Source organism: Adhaeribacter pallidiroseus, assembly GCF_003340495.1.
Classification (GTDB): domain Bacteria; phylum Bacteroidota; class Bacteroidia; order Cytophagales; family Hymenobacteraceae; genus Adhaeribacter; species Adhaeribacter pallidiroseus.
Genome location: NZ_QASA01000001.1, coordinates 1,730,436 through 1,747,359, shown reverse-complemented (window position 1 = coordinate 1,747,359; position 16,924 = coordinate 1,730,436). Strand labels below are relative to the sequence as shown.

The 16,924-nt window shown below is 45.2% G+C and carries 8 protein-coding genes and 1 pseudogene; all 9 read left to right on the top strand.

Going from position 1 to position 16,924, the window contains the following annotated elements:
* The first annotated feature begins 149 nt into the window (after positions 1–149).
* The 9 genes and pseudogenes from AHMF7616_RS06690 (at position 150) to AHMF7616_RS27030 (ending at position 16,881) form a co-directional block, all read left to right on the top strand.
* Entirely contained in the window at positions 150–1,370 is a 1,221-nt protein-coding gene (locus AHMF7616_RS06690) for a FecR family protein (RefSeq protein WP_115372184.1), read from the top strand.
* A 285-nt stretch (positions 1,371–1,655) separates the two neighbouring features.
* A complete protein-coding gene (locus AHMF7616_RS06685) occupies positions 1,656–4,994 on the top strand; it encodes a SusC/RagA family TonB-linked outer membrane protein (RefSeq protein WP_115372183.1) in 3,339 nt (1,112 codons plus the stop codon).
* A gap of 14 nt (positions 4,995–5,008) precedes the next feature.
* Positions 5,009–6,538, top strand: coding sequence for a SusD/RagB family nutrient-binding outer membrane lipoprotein (locus AHMF7616_RS06680; protein WP_115372182.1), 1,530 nt, complete (start codon positions 5,009–5,011; stop codon positions 6,536–6,538).
* A 260-nt stretch (positions 6,539–6,798) separates the two neighbouring features.
* Positions 6,799–7,260: a RidA family protein gene (locus AHMF7616_RS06675; RefSeq protein WP_115372181.1), complete on the top strand. Its 462-nt coding sequence runs from the start codon at positions 6,799–6,801 to the stop codon at positions 7,258–7,260.
* A 629-nt stretch (positions 7,261–7,889) separates the two neighbouring features.
* Positions 7,890–9,181, top strand: a pseudogene (locus AHMF7616_RS06670) (amidohydrolase/deacetylase family metallohydrolase).
* Between the two features lie 251 nt (positions 9,182–9,432).
* A complete protein-coding gene (locus tag AHMF7616_RS06665) occupies positions 9,433–10,944 on the top strand; it encodes a PQQ-dependent sugar dehydrogenase family protein (RefSeq protein WP_147275620.1) in 1,512 nt (503 codons plus the stop codon).
* A 595-nt stretch (positions 10,945–11,539) separates the two neighbouring features.
* Positions 11,540–12,121 (top strand): RNA polymerase sigma-70 factor, encoded by a 582-nt coding sequence (locus AHMF7616_RS06660; protein WP_115372179.1) that lies wholly within the window; start codon positions 11,540–11,542, stop codon positions 12,119–12,121.
* A 698-nt stretch (positions 12,122–12,819) separates the two neighbouring features.
* A complete protein-coding gene (locus AHMF7616_RS06655) occupies positions 12,820–14,505 on the top strand; it encodes a PLP-dependent transferase (protein ID WP_115372178.1) in 1,686 nt (561 codons plus the stop codon).
* Between the two features lie 372 nt (positions 14,506–14,877).
* Positions 14,878–16,881, top strand: a complete 2,004-nt coding sequence (locus AHMF7616_RS27030; RefSeq protein WP_233507369.1) for a c-type cytochrome — start codon at positions 14,878–14,880, stop codon at positions 16,879–16,881.
* Positions 16,882–16,924: the final 43 nt, after the last annotated feature.

Below are 16,924 nucleotides of genomic sequence, written 5' to 3'. Positions count from 1 at the left end.
CTAACCTAAGCCCTATAAGTCATCATTCGCAAGATGAAAGCCCAGGTAGCTGATTTTTTAAATTTTTGGCCCGGGTCTTACCCTAAAATTTAAAAAAATTAGTTTTCTGTTCACCCCAACCCAGGTAAGGCGTGTCTTTACTCCAGAAGATGCATTATGGAAAACAAGGAACACCCCGGGATCAGCCCATTTTTAGCAAGGCCGATCTTATATTGCGGTATTACCGTGGTGAGTTAAATGCGGAGGAGAGCGAACAACTGGAACAATGGTTGGCCGAAGATGTGTCTAATCAACAATTTGCCGAAAAGCTGCAAGACGAAGTTTTCCTGCAAGATCAACTCGACTTTTTTTCTTCCATTGACTCAGAAGTAGCCTGGCAAAAAGTAGCGGGCCAAATAGATAAACCGAAACCTAATTTTTGGCAAAATGCACCTTACCTGAAATACGCGGCCGTTATTCTGGTGCTGTGCCTCACGGGATCACTGGTTTACAAGTACCAGGGATCAGCACCCCGATCTCCTGTAGAAGTAGTTCAGAATAATACAAAAGCGTTGCCGGTAAAGAAAGTACCCGCGATTAGCAACCAGGTGCAGCTTGCTTTAGCAAATGGCACCCTTATTAACCTGGACAACCTAACTAATGGCATTATCTGGAATAAAAACGGAATCCGGATTACGAAGCACGATCAGGAAATCACTTTTATTTCAAACCCGGAAACAAATATCGCGAAAAATACGGGCCGGCATTCTTTAACCGTCCCGACAGGTAGGCAATACAAAATTACCTTACCCGATGGTAGCCAGGTTTGGTTGAATGCGGCCTCGAGTTTAAGTTTTGCAAATAATTACCAAAGTAAAAACCGGGAAGTACTATTAACCGGCGAAGCTTATCTGGAAGTAGCCAAAGATAAAAACAAACCTTTTGTGGTTCAGGCGCAAAACTCGCGGGTAGAAGTGCTGGGCACCCATTTTAACGTAATGGCTTACCCCGAAGAATTATCCGTGAACACCACCTTACTGGAAGGTTCGGTTAAAATAAGCCACGATAACCAGCACCGGATTATAAAACCCGGGTACCAGGCCAAAGTAGGTAAATCCATTGCGGTAGAAAAAGTAAACGTAAATGCCGCGGTCGCCTGGAAGAATGGCTTATTTCATTTCCAGAATACTGAACTGGAAGTTATCATGCGGCAACTGGAAAGATGGTACGGGGTTGACTTTGTAAATAGGAAGCAGTTGCGGAATCAGCATTTTACCGGCATTATATCGCGGCAAACCGAGATTGCTAAAATTTTAAAAATGCTCGAATTGTCCGGCGACATGCGCTTTCAGACCGAAGGCCAAAAAGTCATTATTCAATCAGATAAGTAAGAAGCCTTTATTTTACAGGCTTTTTTAAAAAAATCAGGTTCCGGCCTTCTCCTGAATTGGAATTTTCGGCTTTCAGGTGATCTAAAATTTAAAAAATAAAGAAGATTAGCTCTAAAAAAAGACCAGTAGCGTTGGCGCGCTACTGGTGTAAACAAGGACTAATTTGTTGACTTAATAATTCCCAGTACTAAATCTTTTCATCCTTAAAGCAAATTTATGAAAGTAAAATTACCCTGCAAACGCAGACCAATCCCCTATGTGCACTCTTTCAAAAAGCTTCTTCTTATGAAACTGATGATCATGCTCCTCACCGTGGCATTTTTGCAAGTAAGTGCCAAAGCTTCCTCCCAAAGTATTTCCATTACGGAGAAAAACACCTCCCTGGAAAAAGTATTTGAAATTATTCACCAGCAAAGTGGCTACTTATTTATTTACAACAACGAACTGTTAAAAACCGCTAAACCGGTAAGTTTAAATTTAAAAGCTGTTTCTCTGGAAAAAGCCTTAAACCTGATTCTGGAAGGTCAGCCCCTTACCTACACCTTGCTGGATAAAACCATTATCATCCGGGCCAAAGCCGCCCCTGTTAAGGAAGCATTGCTGAACATTGATGTAAAAGGCAAAGTACAGGACGATAAAGGCGAGCCGTTGCCGGGCGTGAGCATCCAGATCAGCGGCACGACCCAAGGTACCGTTACCGATGCGAGTGGCACTTTTACGCTCAACGCGCCGGAAAACGCCAGCTTAATATTTTCCTACATTGGTTACGCCAACCAAACGGTGCCGTTAAACGGTCGTCCCGAAATCACGATTACCTTGGTGGCCGATGAAAAAATGTTGAACGAAGTAGTGGTAACCGCTTTAGGTATTTCGCGGGAAAAGAAAGCTTTGGCTTACTCGGTATCGGAAGTGAAAGGCGATGAATTTACCCAGGCCCGCGAAAACAACATTGCCAATGCGTTAACCGGTAAAATTGCCGGGGTAAATGCCACTGGTTTGTCTACCGGTCCGGGCGGCTCCAGCCGGGTAATTATCCGGGGTAATGGTTCCTTGGCTGGTTCCAACACGCCTTTGTACGTGATCAACGGCATGCCCCTGGATAATACCACTCCGGGCGGAAGTGCCACCACCAACGGCGGAGGCACTAACGTAGACCGCGGCGATGGCATTGCCGGCATTAACCCCGACGATATCGAAAGTATTTCGGTTTTAAAAGGCGGTACCGCCGCGGCTTTGTACGGTTCACGCGCCGCCAACGGCGTTATTTTAATCACTACCAAATCGGGGAAAGCGCAAAAAGGCATTGGCGTACAATATAATTCTACTTATACTTTAGAAAACGTGGCCATTGTGCCGGATTGGCAATACGAGTACGGGCAAGGGCTGGAAGGTCGCAAACCGGCCGATGCTTCGCAAGCTATTCAAACTGGGCGTTGGTCGTGGGGTGCTAAAATAGATGGCTCCGAGTTTATCGCGGCCGATGGTAAAACGCATCCGTACGTGGCGCAAAAGAATAACATTAAAAATTTCTACCAAACCGGGAATACCTTCACCAACACCCTGGCTTTTAACGGCGGCACCGAAGCCTTGAATTTCCGGTTTTCTTTATCCGATTTAGATAGTAAAGCCATTCTGCCCAACTCTACTTACGACCGCAAAAACGCTACTTTAAGCCTGAACAGTAAAATTGGCAAAAGAATAAATATTGAAGTTTTAGCCCAGTACAATAACGAGCAAGCCCACAATCGCCCGAGCGCCGGCGATGCCACCGGTAACCCTAATTGGACTCCCTACATGATTGCCAATACCGTGGACATGCGCTGGGTAAGTCCGGGTTACAATGCAGCGGGCATGGAAACGCCCTGGAACGATGCCGGCGTAGCTACCAACGCGTACTTTGTGGTGAATAAATTTAAAAACGACGATACTAAAAACCGGTTTATCGGGCAGGCCAGCATCCAGTTTAATCTGCTCGATAATTTATACCTGAAAGGCCAGGTAGCCCGCGATTTCAGCAATTACAACTTCGAGTCGGTTATCCCGACCGGTACCATTTACACGACCGGCAGCAAAGGCGAAATGAGCCTGTTCACCAATGAATCCAGCGAAACCAACGCCATGCTTACGGCCAACTACAACACCAACCTGAGCGAAAATTTTGGCTTGAACGTTTTAGCAGGTGGAAACCGCCGCAACAACTATATTAGGAGTTATAACCTGGCGGGTAACCAGTTTATTATTCCGTTTTTCTACACGTTCTCTAATCTAACCAACACTACCCAATCGCAAAGCTTCTCCGAAACGCAAACCAACTCGGTTTTTGGTTCCGTAGATTTGGATTACAAAGGTTTTGCTTACTTAACTTTTACCGGCCGCAACGATTGGTTCTCCACTTTAAGCCCAAAGAATAACAGCATTTTTTATCCATCGGTGGGTGGTAGTTTTATCTTGTCGCAGGCCCTGCAATTACCCAAAGCTATTAGCTTGGCTAAGTTCCGGGCCTCGTGGGCGCAGGTGGGCGGCGGCGGACCAAATCCCTACCAGATTAATTTATCGTACAGCATGGTTCCCAGCAGTACCGTGCCTTTGCAGGACGTAACCAGCACTACCATTTCTAACCCCGAATTAGGTCCCTTAACCTCCACCACCACCGAGGTAGGCATGGATTTACAATTTTTCAACCGCCGTCTGGGTTTAGATTTAACGCTTTATAACCGCACCACCACCAACGATATTGTATCTACCGCCATCACTCCTACTTCCGGCTTCGAAAATATTATTCTGAACGTGGGTGAAATGTACAACAAAGGCATCGAGACCTTGATTACCGGCACACCGGTGCAAAAAGGGAATTTTACCTGGAACACCAGCTACAATTTTGCCTATAACAAAAACCGGGTAGTAAGCTTAGCCGAAGGTTTAAATACCATCCAAATGGCAACCACGGTAAATAATTACGCCAACGTAAACAGCACGGTGGGCCAGCCTTATGGCGTTATTACTGGTTATACCATGGCGAAAGATGCCAGCGGCAATGTTATTTACGATCCCAAATCCGGGTTCCCGGTACGGTCACCGTTGCAGCAATTAGGCAATGGCGTGGCCCCGCTTACCATGGGCTTAACCAACGAGTTTACCTATAAAAACTTTTCCTTAAACGTATTGCTCGACGGAAAATTCGGCAACAAAGTATTTTCCATGATGGAAGTATACGGCATCCGGATGGGTTTATTAAAAATGACTTTACCAGGCCGGGAAAATGGCTTGGAAGTAAACGGCGTTACGCCGGAAGGCGCCCCTTATTCGCGCACAGTAGCCGTGAAGGACTTGCGGGTATGGTACGATAACTACAAAAACTACTCCGACGTGTTCTTGCACGATGGCAGTTTTGTAAAACTGCGCCAGGTGATTTTTACCTATAACATTCCGGCCAACAAAATACCCCTGCTGAAATTACAAGGCGCTTCCATCTCATTCGTGGCCCGTAACCTGGCCATCCTGTACCGCAAAACCGACAACTTCGATCCGGAATCGAGCTTTACCAACGGCAATGCCCAAGGTTTCGAATCGTTTGGTTTGCCCCGCACCCGCACCATGGGCCTAAATTTTATGCTTAAATTTTAACCAGCACCTCCATCATGAAAACATATCATTTTTTTAAATTTTTATCGGGTTTAACACTTTGCACCACGCTTTTAACAGTCACTTCCTGCGACGATGGTTTTGAGGAAATGAACGTGAACCCCAACGCCTACGAACAGGTTGTGCCGGAGTTTATGTTCAGCAAGGCTTTGTACGACGGGGCCCGTAACCGCTTAGGTGGGGCCGACGGCGCCATGCAGTACACCACCAGTTTTAACGAAGTGGCCGGATTTGGCTCGAAATACATTTTTTTGCAAGGCTCCGCGCCCTACGGCGTTTTTACCAGTGCCTATACCAACGAAATTCAGGAAATTACCGATGTTATTTTGAGCGTGAAAGACGATCCGAATAATGTAAATAAACTGGCTGCGGCACGCATTTGGCGCGCTTACTGTTTCCATCGCGTTACTGATTTATACGGCGATATTCCGTATTCGCAAGCCGGTCTGGGTTACCGCGAAGGCATTCTGCAACCGAAGTACGACCCCCAGGAAGCTATTTACAAAGACATGCTGAAAGAGCTGGAAGAAGCTACTGCCCAGTTTGATGCCGCCAAACCTACCTTTGGCACCGCCGATGTTATTTACGGCGGCAACGTAGATAAATGGAAAAAATTCGGGTATTCTTTAATGCTGCGTTTAGGCATGCGCCTGACCAAAGTGGATGCGGCCCTGGCTGAAGCCTGGGTGAGAAAAGCCATTGCGGGGGGCGTTATTACCAGCAATACCGATATTGCCCAGATTATGTTCGTTGCGGGCGGACAGGCGATTAACCAGAATCCCTTGGCCAACGCTTACCTATCTAGCGATTATTCTTCGGCGAACGGCAGCACCAACCGCGAAGGCGGTAAATATGCCAATACCTTCATCGATTTTTTAAAATATAACAACGATCCGCGCCTGGGTGTACTGTCGGTAGTGTGGCAAAACGGCAAAGCCGATACCACCGCGGCCATTCAAAAAGGCATGCCGCAAAACTTCCAGACCAAACCCGCCGATTTTGTAACTTATTCCGAACCGAACCCGGCCACCTTGCTGCGTTTAGATACTCCAGTATTGTTAATGACCAGCGCCGAGATTAATTTCCTGCTCGCCGAAGCGGCTTTGCGCGGCTGGTACACCGGCGAAACGCCGGCAACTTTATACAATAACGGCGTGATTTCCGCTATGAAACAATGGGGCTTCTGGGGCGGGGCCGGCGTAATTTCCGACTCCCGCATCAACGTGTATTTAGCCGCTCATCCGTATAATCCGACTGGTTCCACCGAGGAGCAATTAACGCAGATTCACACGCAGTTCTGGGCTTCGCTTTTCCCGGATTCGCAGGAAGTATTTGCCAACTGGCGCCGCACCGGTTATCCTGTATTAGTACCCAACAATGTTCCGGGTAACGCTACCAACGCCACTATTTTCCGGCGCATGTTATACCCTACCATCGAAGAAAGCTTAAATGCCCAAAACTTACAGGAAGCCGTGACCCGATTGGGTGGTAATACTTTTTTAACCCGTATTTGGTGGGATAAGTAAGTAGTCAGAAATAAGCTAAATAATAGGATTGTCATTCTGGAAGAATCTTCTGAAAACAGAGCCGTAAATAGTAGAAACCGGAATAATTTTATTACCTGTTTACCATTAATTTATTGCTGATTTTAACTTCTGCTAGAACTTTCTACGCACAAGATTCTTCCAGAATGACAAAGAAGTTTGATAGTCTAATTTAACCTACTTACTTAATTAAAAAAGGATTTAGTACATTTCAGATATAAACTGACTAAAAATTATTCACTATGAACACAACTCCCAGAAGATCCATCTTAAAAAAATTACTTGCTTCGGTAGCCGGTCTCGGCGGATTTAGTTTAGTAGCCAAAGCCAAAGAACTGGAAGGCAATGAAAAAGAAGCCTTTAACATTACCACGTTTCAGGATGTACCCTTGTTCTCGGGTTCTACCAAACACGGCAATTTAGTTTTTGTGGCGGGAAAAGGAGCGCATTTTGAAGGGGACGTAAAAGCCCACGCCGAACATGTTTTAAAAGAACTCGAAGCCGAATTAATTAAAGCGGGCTCGTCGATGCAAAAAGTGTTAAAAGTAAACGTGTACCTGGCCGACCTGAACGATTACAAAGCCATGAACGAAGTGTACAAAGGCAAATTCGGTAGCAAACCGCCGGTACGGACTACCGTGGCTACTTATGGTGGAGTACCGGGTAACTCGCTCGTGGAAATGGATTGTATTGCTTACGTGTAATTTTTAATTTTTCTGGTGCTTAGAGCTTTTTCTGTGGCTGATTTTTGCCGCAGGGAAGCTTTTGCACCAGAAAAATAAATTTGTTTACCGAGTTTTACTTTACCGCGGATTTACTTCTGTGTCTTCCAATATAAAATTTTTAAATTCATTTTTGTATCGATTCTGCATTACTTCTGATTTCGGAGTGAAGTTGTTTCATTGCTTAGGTTCTGTTCTTTTTGTCTTGATACAAAAAGAACCAAAAAAATCAAGACGCTAAAAACTCGCTGAACGCTCGAACAGTTTAGCGCCAATACTTGCACTTGGCTTAGGTTGTTATTTGCATAGCAGGTTGCAAAATTTTAAATTTTAAAATGTTATGCTTGATGTTACTCTTATCGATGTCATTCAGAAGGAACCTATTTTGCTACGCAGCAGCAAAAGTTAATAGTAAGCAAATACAAAATTAAATATTAATCCTGCACCTTTTAGAAGTGCATATTATAAAGGATAAGTATTAAATTTTTTAAACATTTTTTCCTGAATAACTCATTTATCAAACAGATTAAACTACTAAACTTTTACCCATCATGCCGCCCGAAATTTTATAAAGGTTGGTTGATTATTGTTTACAATATAATTTATAAGCAATGCTAAAAACTTTATTTACTGCTTTATGCCTGCTGCCGTACGCGCTTGTATTTGCCCAGACTCAGCCATACAATATTGTTATCAAAGGCGGGCACGTCATAGATCCGAAGAATAACATCGATGGCCCAATGGATGTGGCTATCAAAGAAGGCAAAATAGCTTTGGTGGCTAAAAACATCGACCCGAAACAAGGCATCCAAGTAGTAGACGCGAAAGGGTTGTATGTGACACCCGGTTTAATCGATATTCATACGCACCACTTCTACGGTACCAACATGGATCAAACCTACATGAATGGCCCCAATGCTTTTCCGCCCGATGGTTTTACTCTCCGGAATGGCGTAACTACTGTGGTAGATGCCGGTAGTCCCGGTTGGCGCACTTTTCCGACGTATAAAAAGCAAACCATTGATGCTTCTAAAACCCGGGTACTCGCTTTTTTAAATATTTCGGGCGAAGGCATGCGCGGCGGCAATTACGAGCAAAATACCAACGACATGGACTCCAAGTTGTCGGCCAATACCGCCCGTCAGTACCGGGATTATGTGGTAGGCTTTAAAGTGGCGCATTACGAAGGTCCGGATTGGACACCCGTTGACCGCGCGGTGGAAGCGGGAAAACTGGCCGGTGGCCTACCCGTCATGATTGACTTTGGCGGCAGCAACCCTCCCCTTTCCATCGAAGAGTTATTTACCAAACACCTTCGCCCCGGCGATATCTTCACGCACGCTTTTGGCCAACTGGCCAGCCGCGAATACATTGTGGATTTAAATACCAAAAAAGTAAAACCGTTTGTACGGGAAGCCCAAAAACGCGGAATCGTGTTTGACGTGGGTTACGGCGGCATCAGTTTTGCATTTTCGCAGGCCGTACCGGCGCTGGCCGATAAGTTTTATCCCAACACCATCAGTACCGATATTCACATTGGTTCCATGAACGAGTCGATGAAAGACATGCTCACCACTATGTCTAAATTTCTGGCCATGGGCATGGATTTACAAAGCGTAATCAAGGCTAGTTCCTGGACTCCCGCGCAGGTAATTAGACACGAAGAACTGGGCCATTTATCGGTGGGTGCTCCGGCCGATGTGGCCGTTTTAAACGTTCGCAAAGGTAAGTTCGGCTTTTTGATTATACCGGGTATAAAATCGATACCGATAAAAGACTGGAATGCGAATTAACCATCCGCGACGGTAAAGTGGTATACAACTTAAATGGCATTACTACGCCGGTGGTTTTACCGCGCACCCCGAGTGCTCCCCGGGCGGCGGCGCAAGGTGCCACGCATTAAATAAAATAGTTTAACTAATCCAGTTTGGTAGCGGCGCCTACTGATCTGAGTTTAGTTTAAAAAGAATCATTCGTACTATTTTATAGAGTTTGTGTTTCCATCTGGAGTTTGTACCCCAATGCTGCTTCATTTTCTAGTTTATAGACCAAGCAAAAAGGTTGGGTCGAGGTTAAAATTTTAAAAAAACATCCTTTTCAGGGGCAGCATAATAGATTTACCCACATCGTCAAAAAAATAACCGGAAAAACTCCATGCCTGTTTTTCGTTCTGTATTAGTTACTATGTATTTTTTAGGGGTGATGGAAATTACCCCTTTTTTAGCTTCTGCCCAGGATAGTAAACCACCGACTCCCAATCCCGAAAAAATTACCCCGAATATACAAGATGCCCCAACTCCGGCTGTAAAACCATTACGTGCTTTGCGGCCCGATATCCAGATTAAACATTGGATGTTGGTGGAACCCAAAGCCGTGCGGCTGCTGTACCAGGCTTCTACCGGCAGCTTGTGGTACACTACCTTCGATGGGGACGTGTACCGGATTAAAAACAACAAGGGAGATAACCCCACCAGTCAAAAAATTTTCACGGCCCAGGACCATGGCATTCCCCGGTTGCAGGGTGCCATTTTTTTAAAAAACAGCTTATTTTTGTGCGGCAATACTACGGCTAACAACGGTAAAGGTACTACCGGCCGTCTGGTGCGGTTCGATATTCCGGCCTCCGGAAAACCCATTCTCACCGAGGTGTTTAATACAGTGGAATACGGTACTAACAAAACTGTTTTCGACCATGGTTGGAATGCTCTGGAAATTAGCCCGGATGAAAAATATATTTACGTAAACAGCGGAGCCCGCACCGACCACGGCGAAGTACAGGATAACGACGGCTTTTACCCGAATGCCCGCAACGGTGCTTTAACCGCCAACATTTTTCGTTTTCCGGTTACAGCTAAAAACCTGCTTTTGCCCAACGACTTAGAGCAATTAAAAGCCGCAGGCTACCTTTACGCGGAAGGCATTCGCAACGCCTTCGACCTAGCTTTTGATGGTACGGGTAATTTATTCGGGGTTTCCAATTCCGCGGATTACGATATGCCCGAAGACATGTTCTGGCTCCGGGAAGGCCACCATTACGGATTTCCCTGGGTCATGGGCGGTATCGAAAACCCGCAGCAATACCCCGATTGGCAACCCAGTCCGGAAACCGATCCGTTCATCAATAAATTTGCCCACGCCTGGCAGGTGCGGTATTTTCACAACGACCCGGAATTTCCCCCAAGACCCACCGGGGTAAAGTTCTCGCCGGGAATCCAAAATGTGGGTCCGGCTGCCAACGAGTACCGTACCAATGCCGGCAAAGTAGTGGATGGCGATCAAACCGCCGTAACCATTAGCACGTTCACGCCCCACGCTTCGCCTTTAGGTTTATTTTTCGACAAGAAGAATGTTTTAGCTAAGGATTTAAAAGGCGAAGGCTTTGTAATCCGCTACACCTTGGGAGCCCGTTCGGTGTTAATGAAGCCTTTTACCGAAGAAGGAGCCGATTTATTACATTTAGATCTGACTTACAACAAAGCGGCGGATAATTACTACGTAAAAACCACTCGCCTGGTAGATGGCTTTAAAGAAGCCACGGATGCCGTGCTGGTGGGTAACGAAGTTTATGTGATTGAATACAGCGGGCGCAACCCAGGCAACCTTTGGAAAATAACTTTACCTAAAGATGCAAAAGTTAAAATGACCGAGTTTGTGAAACCGGAGTAATGGTTTATAATCGTATGGATCAAATTAAATACAAGTAAATTTTTAAAATATTATCATCATTATAAAGATTCAAGTACCAATTATACAGGATCAAAGCTCTTATTAAAAATCCCGGATTTTACAGGTTCTATACCTCGTAAAATCCGGGATTTTTAATTCCAGGATAATGATTTTACACTAAATACCAGTTTCCATTAGTCCTCTTTACCTAAATATTTACTAGCATTAAGGTGAATTTTATGATGGGTGCTTCACGGTAAAAAGAGATAAAGAACAAACTTACTTATAAAATACTTTTGATAATTTTTTTTGAAAGTGCGGTAGCTATTTCTATAATTTAAAAAAAGCCTTTATATTTCAATTAGTATTTAATAAATTACGGAAACAAAATAGTCTATCCATAAACATGGATTACTAGCTTAATTGTAGTCTACCTAAAAATATTTATTTCGAATTAAGCTTAAAATTTTTAGAGGTTTATTAAAGAAGTAGATCTTTTGTTAAAATTTATCTTTAAAAATTATCTTGTTTTTAATATTATTTAATAGTTTTAACTATAATTACTTTAAATTTTAACTTACCAATCTTTAAGGTTATGAAATTAAATCTAAAGTCTGAGCCTGACTTGGTCGCACTATCCCAGGAAGAAGTTTTTGAACAATTTTTTAAAAACTACTACCCACGGTTAGTATATTTTGCCTTTCAGATTTTAGGTGACAAAACCAAAGCCGAGGACACCGCGCAGGAGGCCTTCATTAAATTTTGGGATCATAAAGAAGAAGTTTCCCAGAATCCGGTGGCAATTAAAAATTTCCTTTACTCTACGGTTAAAAATGCCAGCTTAAATATTGTTCGCCACGAAAAGGTGGTGGAAAAATATAAGAGTAACTTTGCCCCTTTGGAAGCAGAAGATGCCACCGTGATCAACCACATTATTCAGTCGGAAGTATTAGCGGAAATTCACCAGGCTATGCAAACCTTACCCGAAAGCTGTCAGCGTATTTCCCGCATGGGCTACCTGGAAGGCATGAAAAACCACGAAATTGCCGCTACTTTAGGCATTTCCATCAACACCGTAAAAACCCAGAAACAACGGGCCATGCAATTACTCCGCCTGCGCCTCAATCCCGAAACTTTTGCCATACTGGCCTTGGTGTTGGACCATTCTTTTAATTGAAAAATCCCTAGTTATTTCAACGCCTACTATGGCAATATGGCTACTCTATGGCGCGGAAGTTACTTCCGTGCCCTATCTAGTTGATGCCCCTTACTAGCTGGTGCCAACTAACAGCAGTACCATGTTCTATTTCCGTAGCCAGGCTCGGGAGTAACCACCCGATAAAATTAGGCAGCAGCGCAAATGCCATTCAAGTAAACTTTTCTTTAGCCTAACAGCTAAGGTGAAAACCCAAAATTTTAAGACTGTTTATTGCCAATAAAATAGATTATTTAGAGCGGCAGGGTAGTTAAAATGACACGTTATTAAGGATACTGGTTCTTGTTACATTTGCTATTTTCTGATTGAACTACTTTTTATAAACTTCCATAAATTTTTCACTTGATTTCTCCCCTTTTTTAATATTTCTTTTCACCCCTGCGCCCTGGCGGCGTGTCTTTATAAAAGCACCAAAAACTTTTGGTAAAGGTTAATCTTAGCTGGTTAAGTACCAGCGTTTAAAATAAAAAAACAGAAGCATTCCGGAAAAATTAGCGAGTGTAAATTCTGATCGCTTACGGGGATATCCGTGTATTTCTCCTGTATTATTTGTAATTTGTTACCGTTTGTTCCGGCTTAAAAAGTCCCGTATTCTTACGTACTACCTTGTTATTTTTTTAAATTTTTAGATAGAAACCGCCTCATTTTACCTGATTTATATGAAACGCAGAGATATTTTAAAAGGCTTGTCCGTTTTACCGATTAGCGGGGTAGTAGCCGCGGGTCAATCAGCGATGGCCCACCCGGCCGCGCCTACCGAATTTGATTTGTTAGATTACATGAAGCGCACCGAAAGCCCCGAAATAGCCGGTCCGCTCAAAGCCGGCCCTAATATCTACCAATCGATTGGGGTAGAACCCATTATTAATTGCCGCGGTACTTTTACCATTATCGGGGCATCGGTAGAACTGCCGGAAGTACGGGAAGCCATGGAATATGCCTGTCGTTTTTTTGTGCAATTAGATGAACTGGCCATGGGCGTGGGGAAACGGCTTTCGGAAATTACCGGGGCCGAATGGGGCATGGTTTCGTCGGGTTGTGCGGCCGGGATGAAACACGTAACCGCCGCTTGCGTCACCGGGGGCAACCCGGAAAAACTGATCCGCATTCCGGACCTGGCCGGGTTTGATAAAACAGAAGTAATTATTCCGAAAGACTCACGAAACGTATACGACCACGCCATCCGCAACATCGGGGTAAAAATTATTATGGTAGACTCAGAAGACGAGTTGCGCAGTGCCATTAGCCCGCGTACGGCCATGATCTACGCCAACGCCGATGGGTTACCGGCATCGGGCCCTTTGTCGTTGGAAAGTATTGCGGCCATTGCCAAACCGAAGAATGTACCTATTCTGGTAGATGCGGCCGCCGAGATTTTAACCATCCCGAACGTACATTTGCAGAAAGGAGCCTCGGTAGTAGCCTACAGCGGGGGTAAAGGTATCCGTGGACCGCAATGCGCCGGTTTATTATTAGGTAAAAAGGATATTTTAATGGCGGCCTGGCAGGCCAGCGCTCCGCACCACGGTCCGGGCCGCGACAATAAAGTAGGCCGCGAAGAAGTAATGGGTATGTTGGCCGCCGTGGAAACCTGGGTAAAACGCGACCATGACAAAGAATACAAAACCTGGATGGGCTATTTAGATACCATTGCCAACCGGGTTAAAAAAATTGATGGCGTACAGACCTCGGTAAAAGAACCAACCGGCTTAGCCAACCGTACTCCTACTCTAATTATTTCCTGGGATCCCGCCAAACTAAACATTATCGGGATAGACGTAGCCAACGAATTGTCGAGCACTAAACCCCGCATTGCCCTGAGTACCTACAACGGTAACCGCAACGGCACGCCCGACCCAAATGTAACCGGTTTATCGATTAGCTCCTGGATGATGCAACCCGGCAACGATAAGATTGTGGCCGATCGCATTTACGACGCACTTTCCCGGAAACGCCCTACCCGTGTGACTACATTAAAAGCTCCTGCTACCACTATTACCGGCCGATGGGATGCGACCATTCAATTCTTTAATAGCCAGAGCCAGCATACTCTGTTTATTGAACAACAAGACGGCAACTGGATACAAGGCTCGCACAAAGGCGACTTTGAAATCCGGGATATGTCGGGCACCATGGAGGGCGACCAGGTAAAGTTCCGGAGCATGTACCACGCTCCCGGCGACGGCATTAACTTTACGTTTTCCGGAAAAGTTTCCGGCGATACCATGTCCGGGGACATTCACATGGGCGAATACCTAACGGCTAAATTCACCGCCAAAAAATACGCTTACCCCAGTTCGCACCAAACCATCTTTGTACCAATCGGGCCGCCTTTATCGAGTTAAGCACCAAGACAATGAATGCTCCTTTCTGACAATGAGGTTAATATTATAAGATGTTAAATTAAAACTTAGCCGAACAGACAAAATAATTGCGGCACCGGGATTCGTAGTTTTTAGGTTGTTGGTTGTTTCTGCACCAGCCATTTTCAGTTCTTTTGGGTAAGTACTAAAGTTAGGTAAAACAGAAATTCTAGAAAGTCAATAAAGCACTAGCCAGTTTTCTAGAGGATATAAGTTTTTTAAATTTTATGCCTTGGCTCGGGGTTATAGTATTGGCTAGCCAAAATTTTCCAGTTATTCTTTTTAGACCTTTATTTCTGATTCATAATCTTTAATTTTTTGGCGAAGCCCTAAGTGCTGATTTTTAAATTATCCATGCGCAAACCAAGATTTATCCCGTATTTATTAGCCGCTAGCATTGCTACTTGCGCTCTTTCGTCCTATATATCCAATAAAGGCTCTTCTACCATTTTGCAGGATGGTGGCCGATGGGTAGCCCCGCCTTCCGCCGATAAAATTAAAAATCCTTATCCGGTAGAGCCGCTTACTTTAACCCAGGGCGAAGAGCTTTTTGTGATGTATTGTTCGCCTTGCCACGGCGAAAACGGTTACGGCGACGGGGCCGCCGGAGGAGCTATGGGAATAAAACCGGCTAATTTCCATGCCCCGGTGGTGCAAAAACAAAGTGATGGGGCCTTGTTCTGGAAATTAGCGGAAGGTCGGGGCAATATGCCGCCTTTTAAAGAATCTTTATCGGAAGAGCAAAGATGGCAGTTGGTGGCTTATTTGCGCAAATTAGGGGAAGTTCCGGATAAATCCGCTACGGCAGCGGCTCCGGCCGGTAATGCCGTTGCCAAACCAACTACCAAACCCACTACGGCTCCTTCGGTTCCTAAAGAAACCAAAACTGCCGCTACCAAATCGCCGGAACCTAAGCAAAATATTGGGCCGGCAGCTCCACCCGCCTCTACTGCCAACACCCCAGCCGCCGAGGCTAATAAAGAAGGTCCGGAGATAAAAACCCCGACTTCCTTACGCCCGGATATTAAGGTGTCGCACGTTATGGAAATAGGTCCCTCGGCCATTCGTTTGTTCCGGCACCCAGTAACCGGCGAATTCTGGTACAATACTTTTGAAGGTGACGTGTACAAAATCAGCAACATCGATAAAAAGGACGCTCGTTACCAAAAAGTATTCTCGGCGACTGACCATGGCATTACCCGTTTGCAAGGGGCCGTTTTTTACAAAAACAGTTTGTTTTTATGCGGTAACACTTCCGTCAATAATGGCAAAGGCACTACCGGCCGGCTCGTTCGTTACGATTTTGGAAACGCCGGTAAACCTACCTTAACCGAAGTATTTAATACGGTAGAATACGGCACCAATGCCACTACCTTCGACCACGGCTGGAATGCCCTGGAAGTAAGTCCGGATGGGAAATATATTTACGTGAATACGGGAGCCCGCACCGACCACGGCGAAGTACAGGATAACCGGGGCGCTTACCCCAACGCCCGCGATAATGCCTTGACCGCTAAAATTTACCGCTTCCCCATCGATGCCAAAAACTTACTTTTGCCCGATGACGTGCAAAAATTAAAAGCGGATGGTTATTTGTTTGCCGAAGGGGTGCGGAACGTCTTTGATATGGCTTTTGACCCGAGTGGTAATTTATTCGGTGTTTCGAACTCGCCGGACTATGATGCGCCCGAAGATATGTTCTGGCTCCGGCAGGGCCGCCATTACGGTTTTCCCTGGGTATTTGGCGGGATTGATAATCCGCAGCAGTATCCCGGCTGGAATCCAAGCCCCGAAACAGATCCGTTTATCAGTAAATCCGCCCACGCTTGGATTGTAAAATATTTCCACGACGATCCTACGTTTCCCAAACCACCTGCAGGGGTTAAATTTACGCCGGGGGTGCAAAACCTGGGACCGGCTGCCAATGAGTACCGCGATGTGGCATCTGGTAAAGTAACAGATGGCGATCTTACCGGTCAGGCGGTAAGTACTTTTAACGCCCACTCTTCGCCGTTAGCTTTGTTTTTTGATACTAAAAAAGTGCTTTCGGATGAATTTAAAGGCGACGGTTTTGTGATGCGCTATACGGGTGGAGGCCGAGCCGGCACCAACGACCTCCTCCGGAAAGAAGGACGCGATTTACTGCATTTAAAATTATCCTACGACCCGGCCACCGATAATTATTTTGTAAAAACCTATCGCTTAGTCGAAAACTTTAATGCTCCGGTGGATGCGGTGTTGGTCGGGAATGAAGTATACATTATGGAATACGCGGGCCGATCGAACGCGCATATCTGGAAAATCACTTTGCCCAGCGGCGTGAAAACGGGCGGGCAAAATACTTCTTTGAAACAATAAAACAGACCCTGAACAATCACAAATCCTAAATTTTTAGATTTTT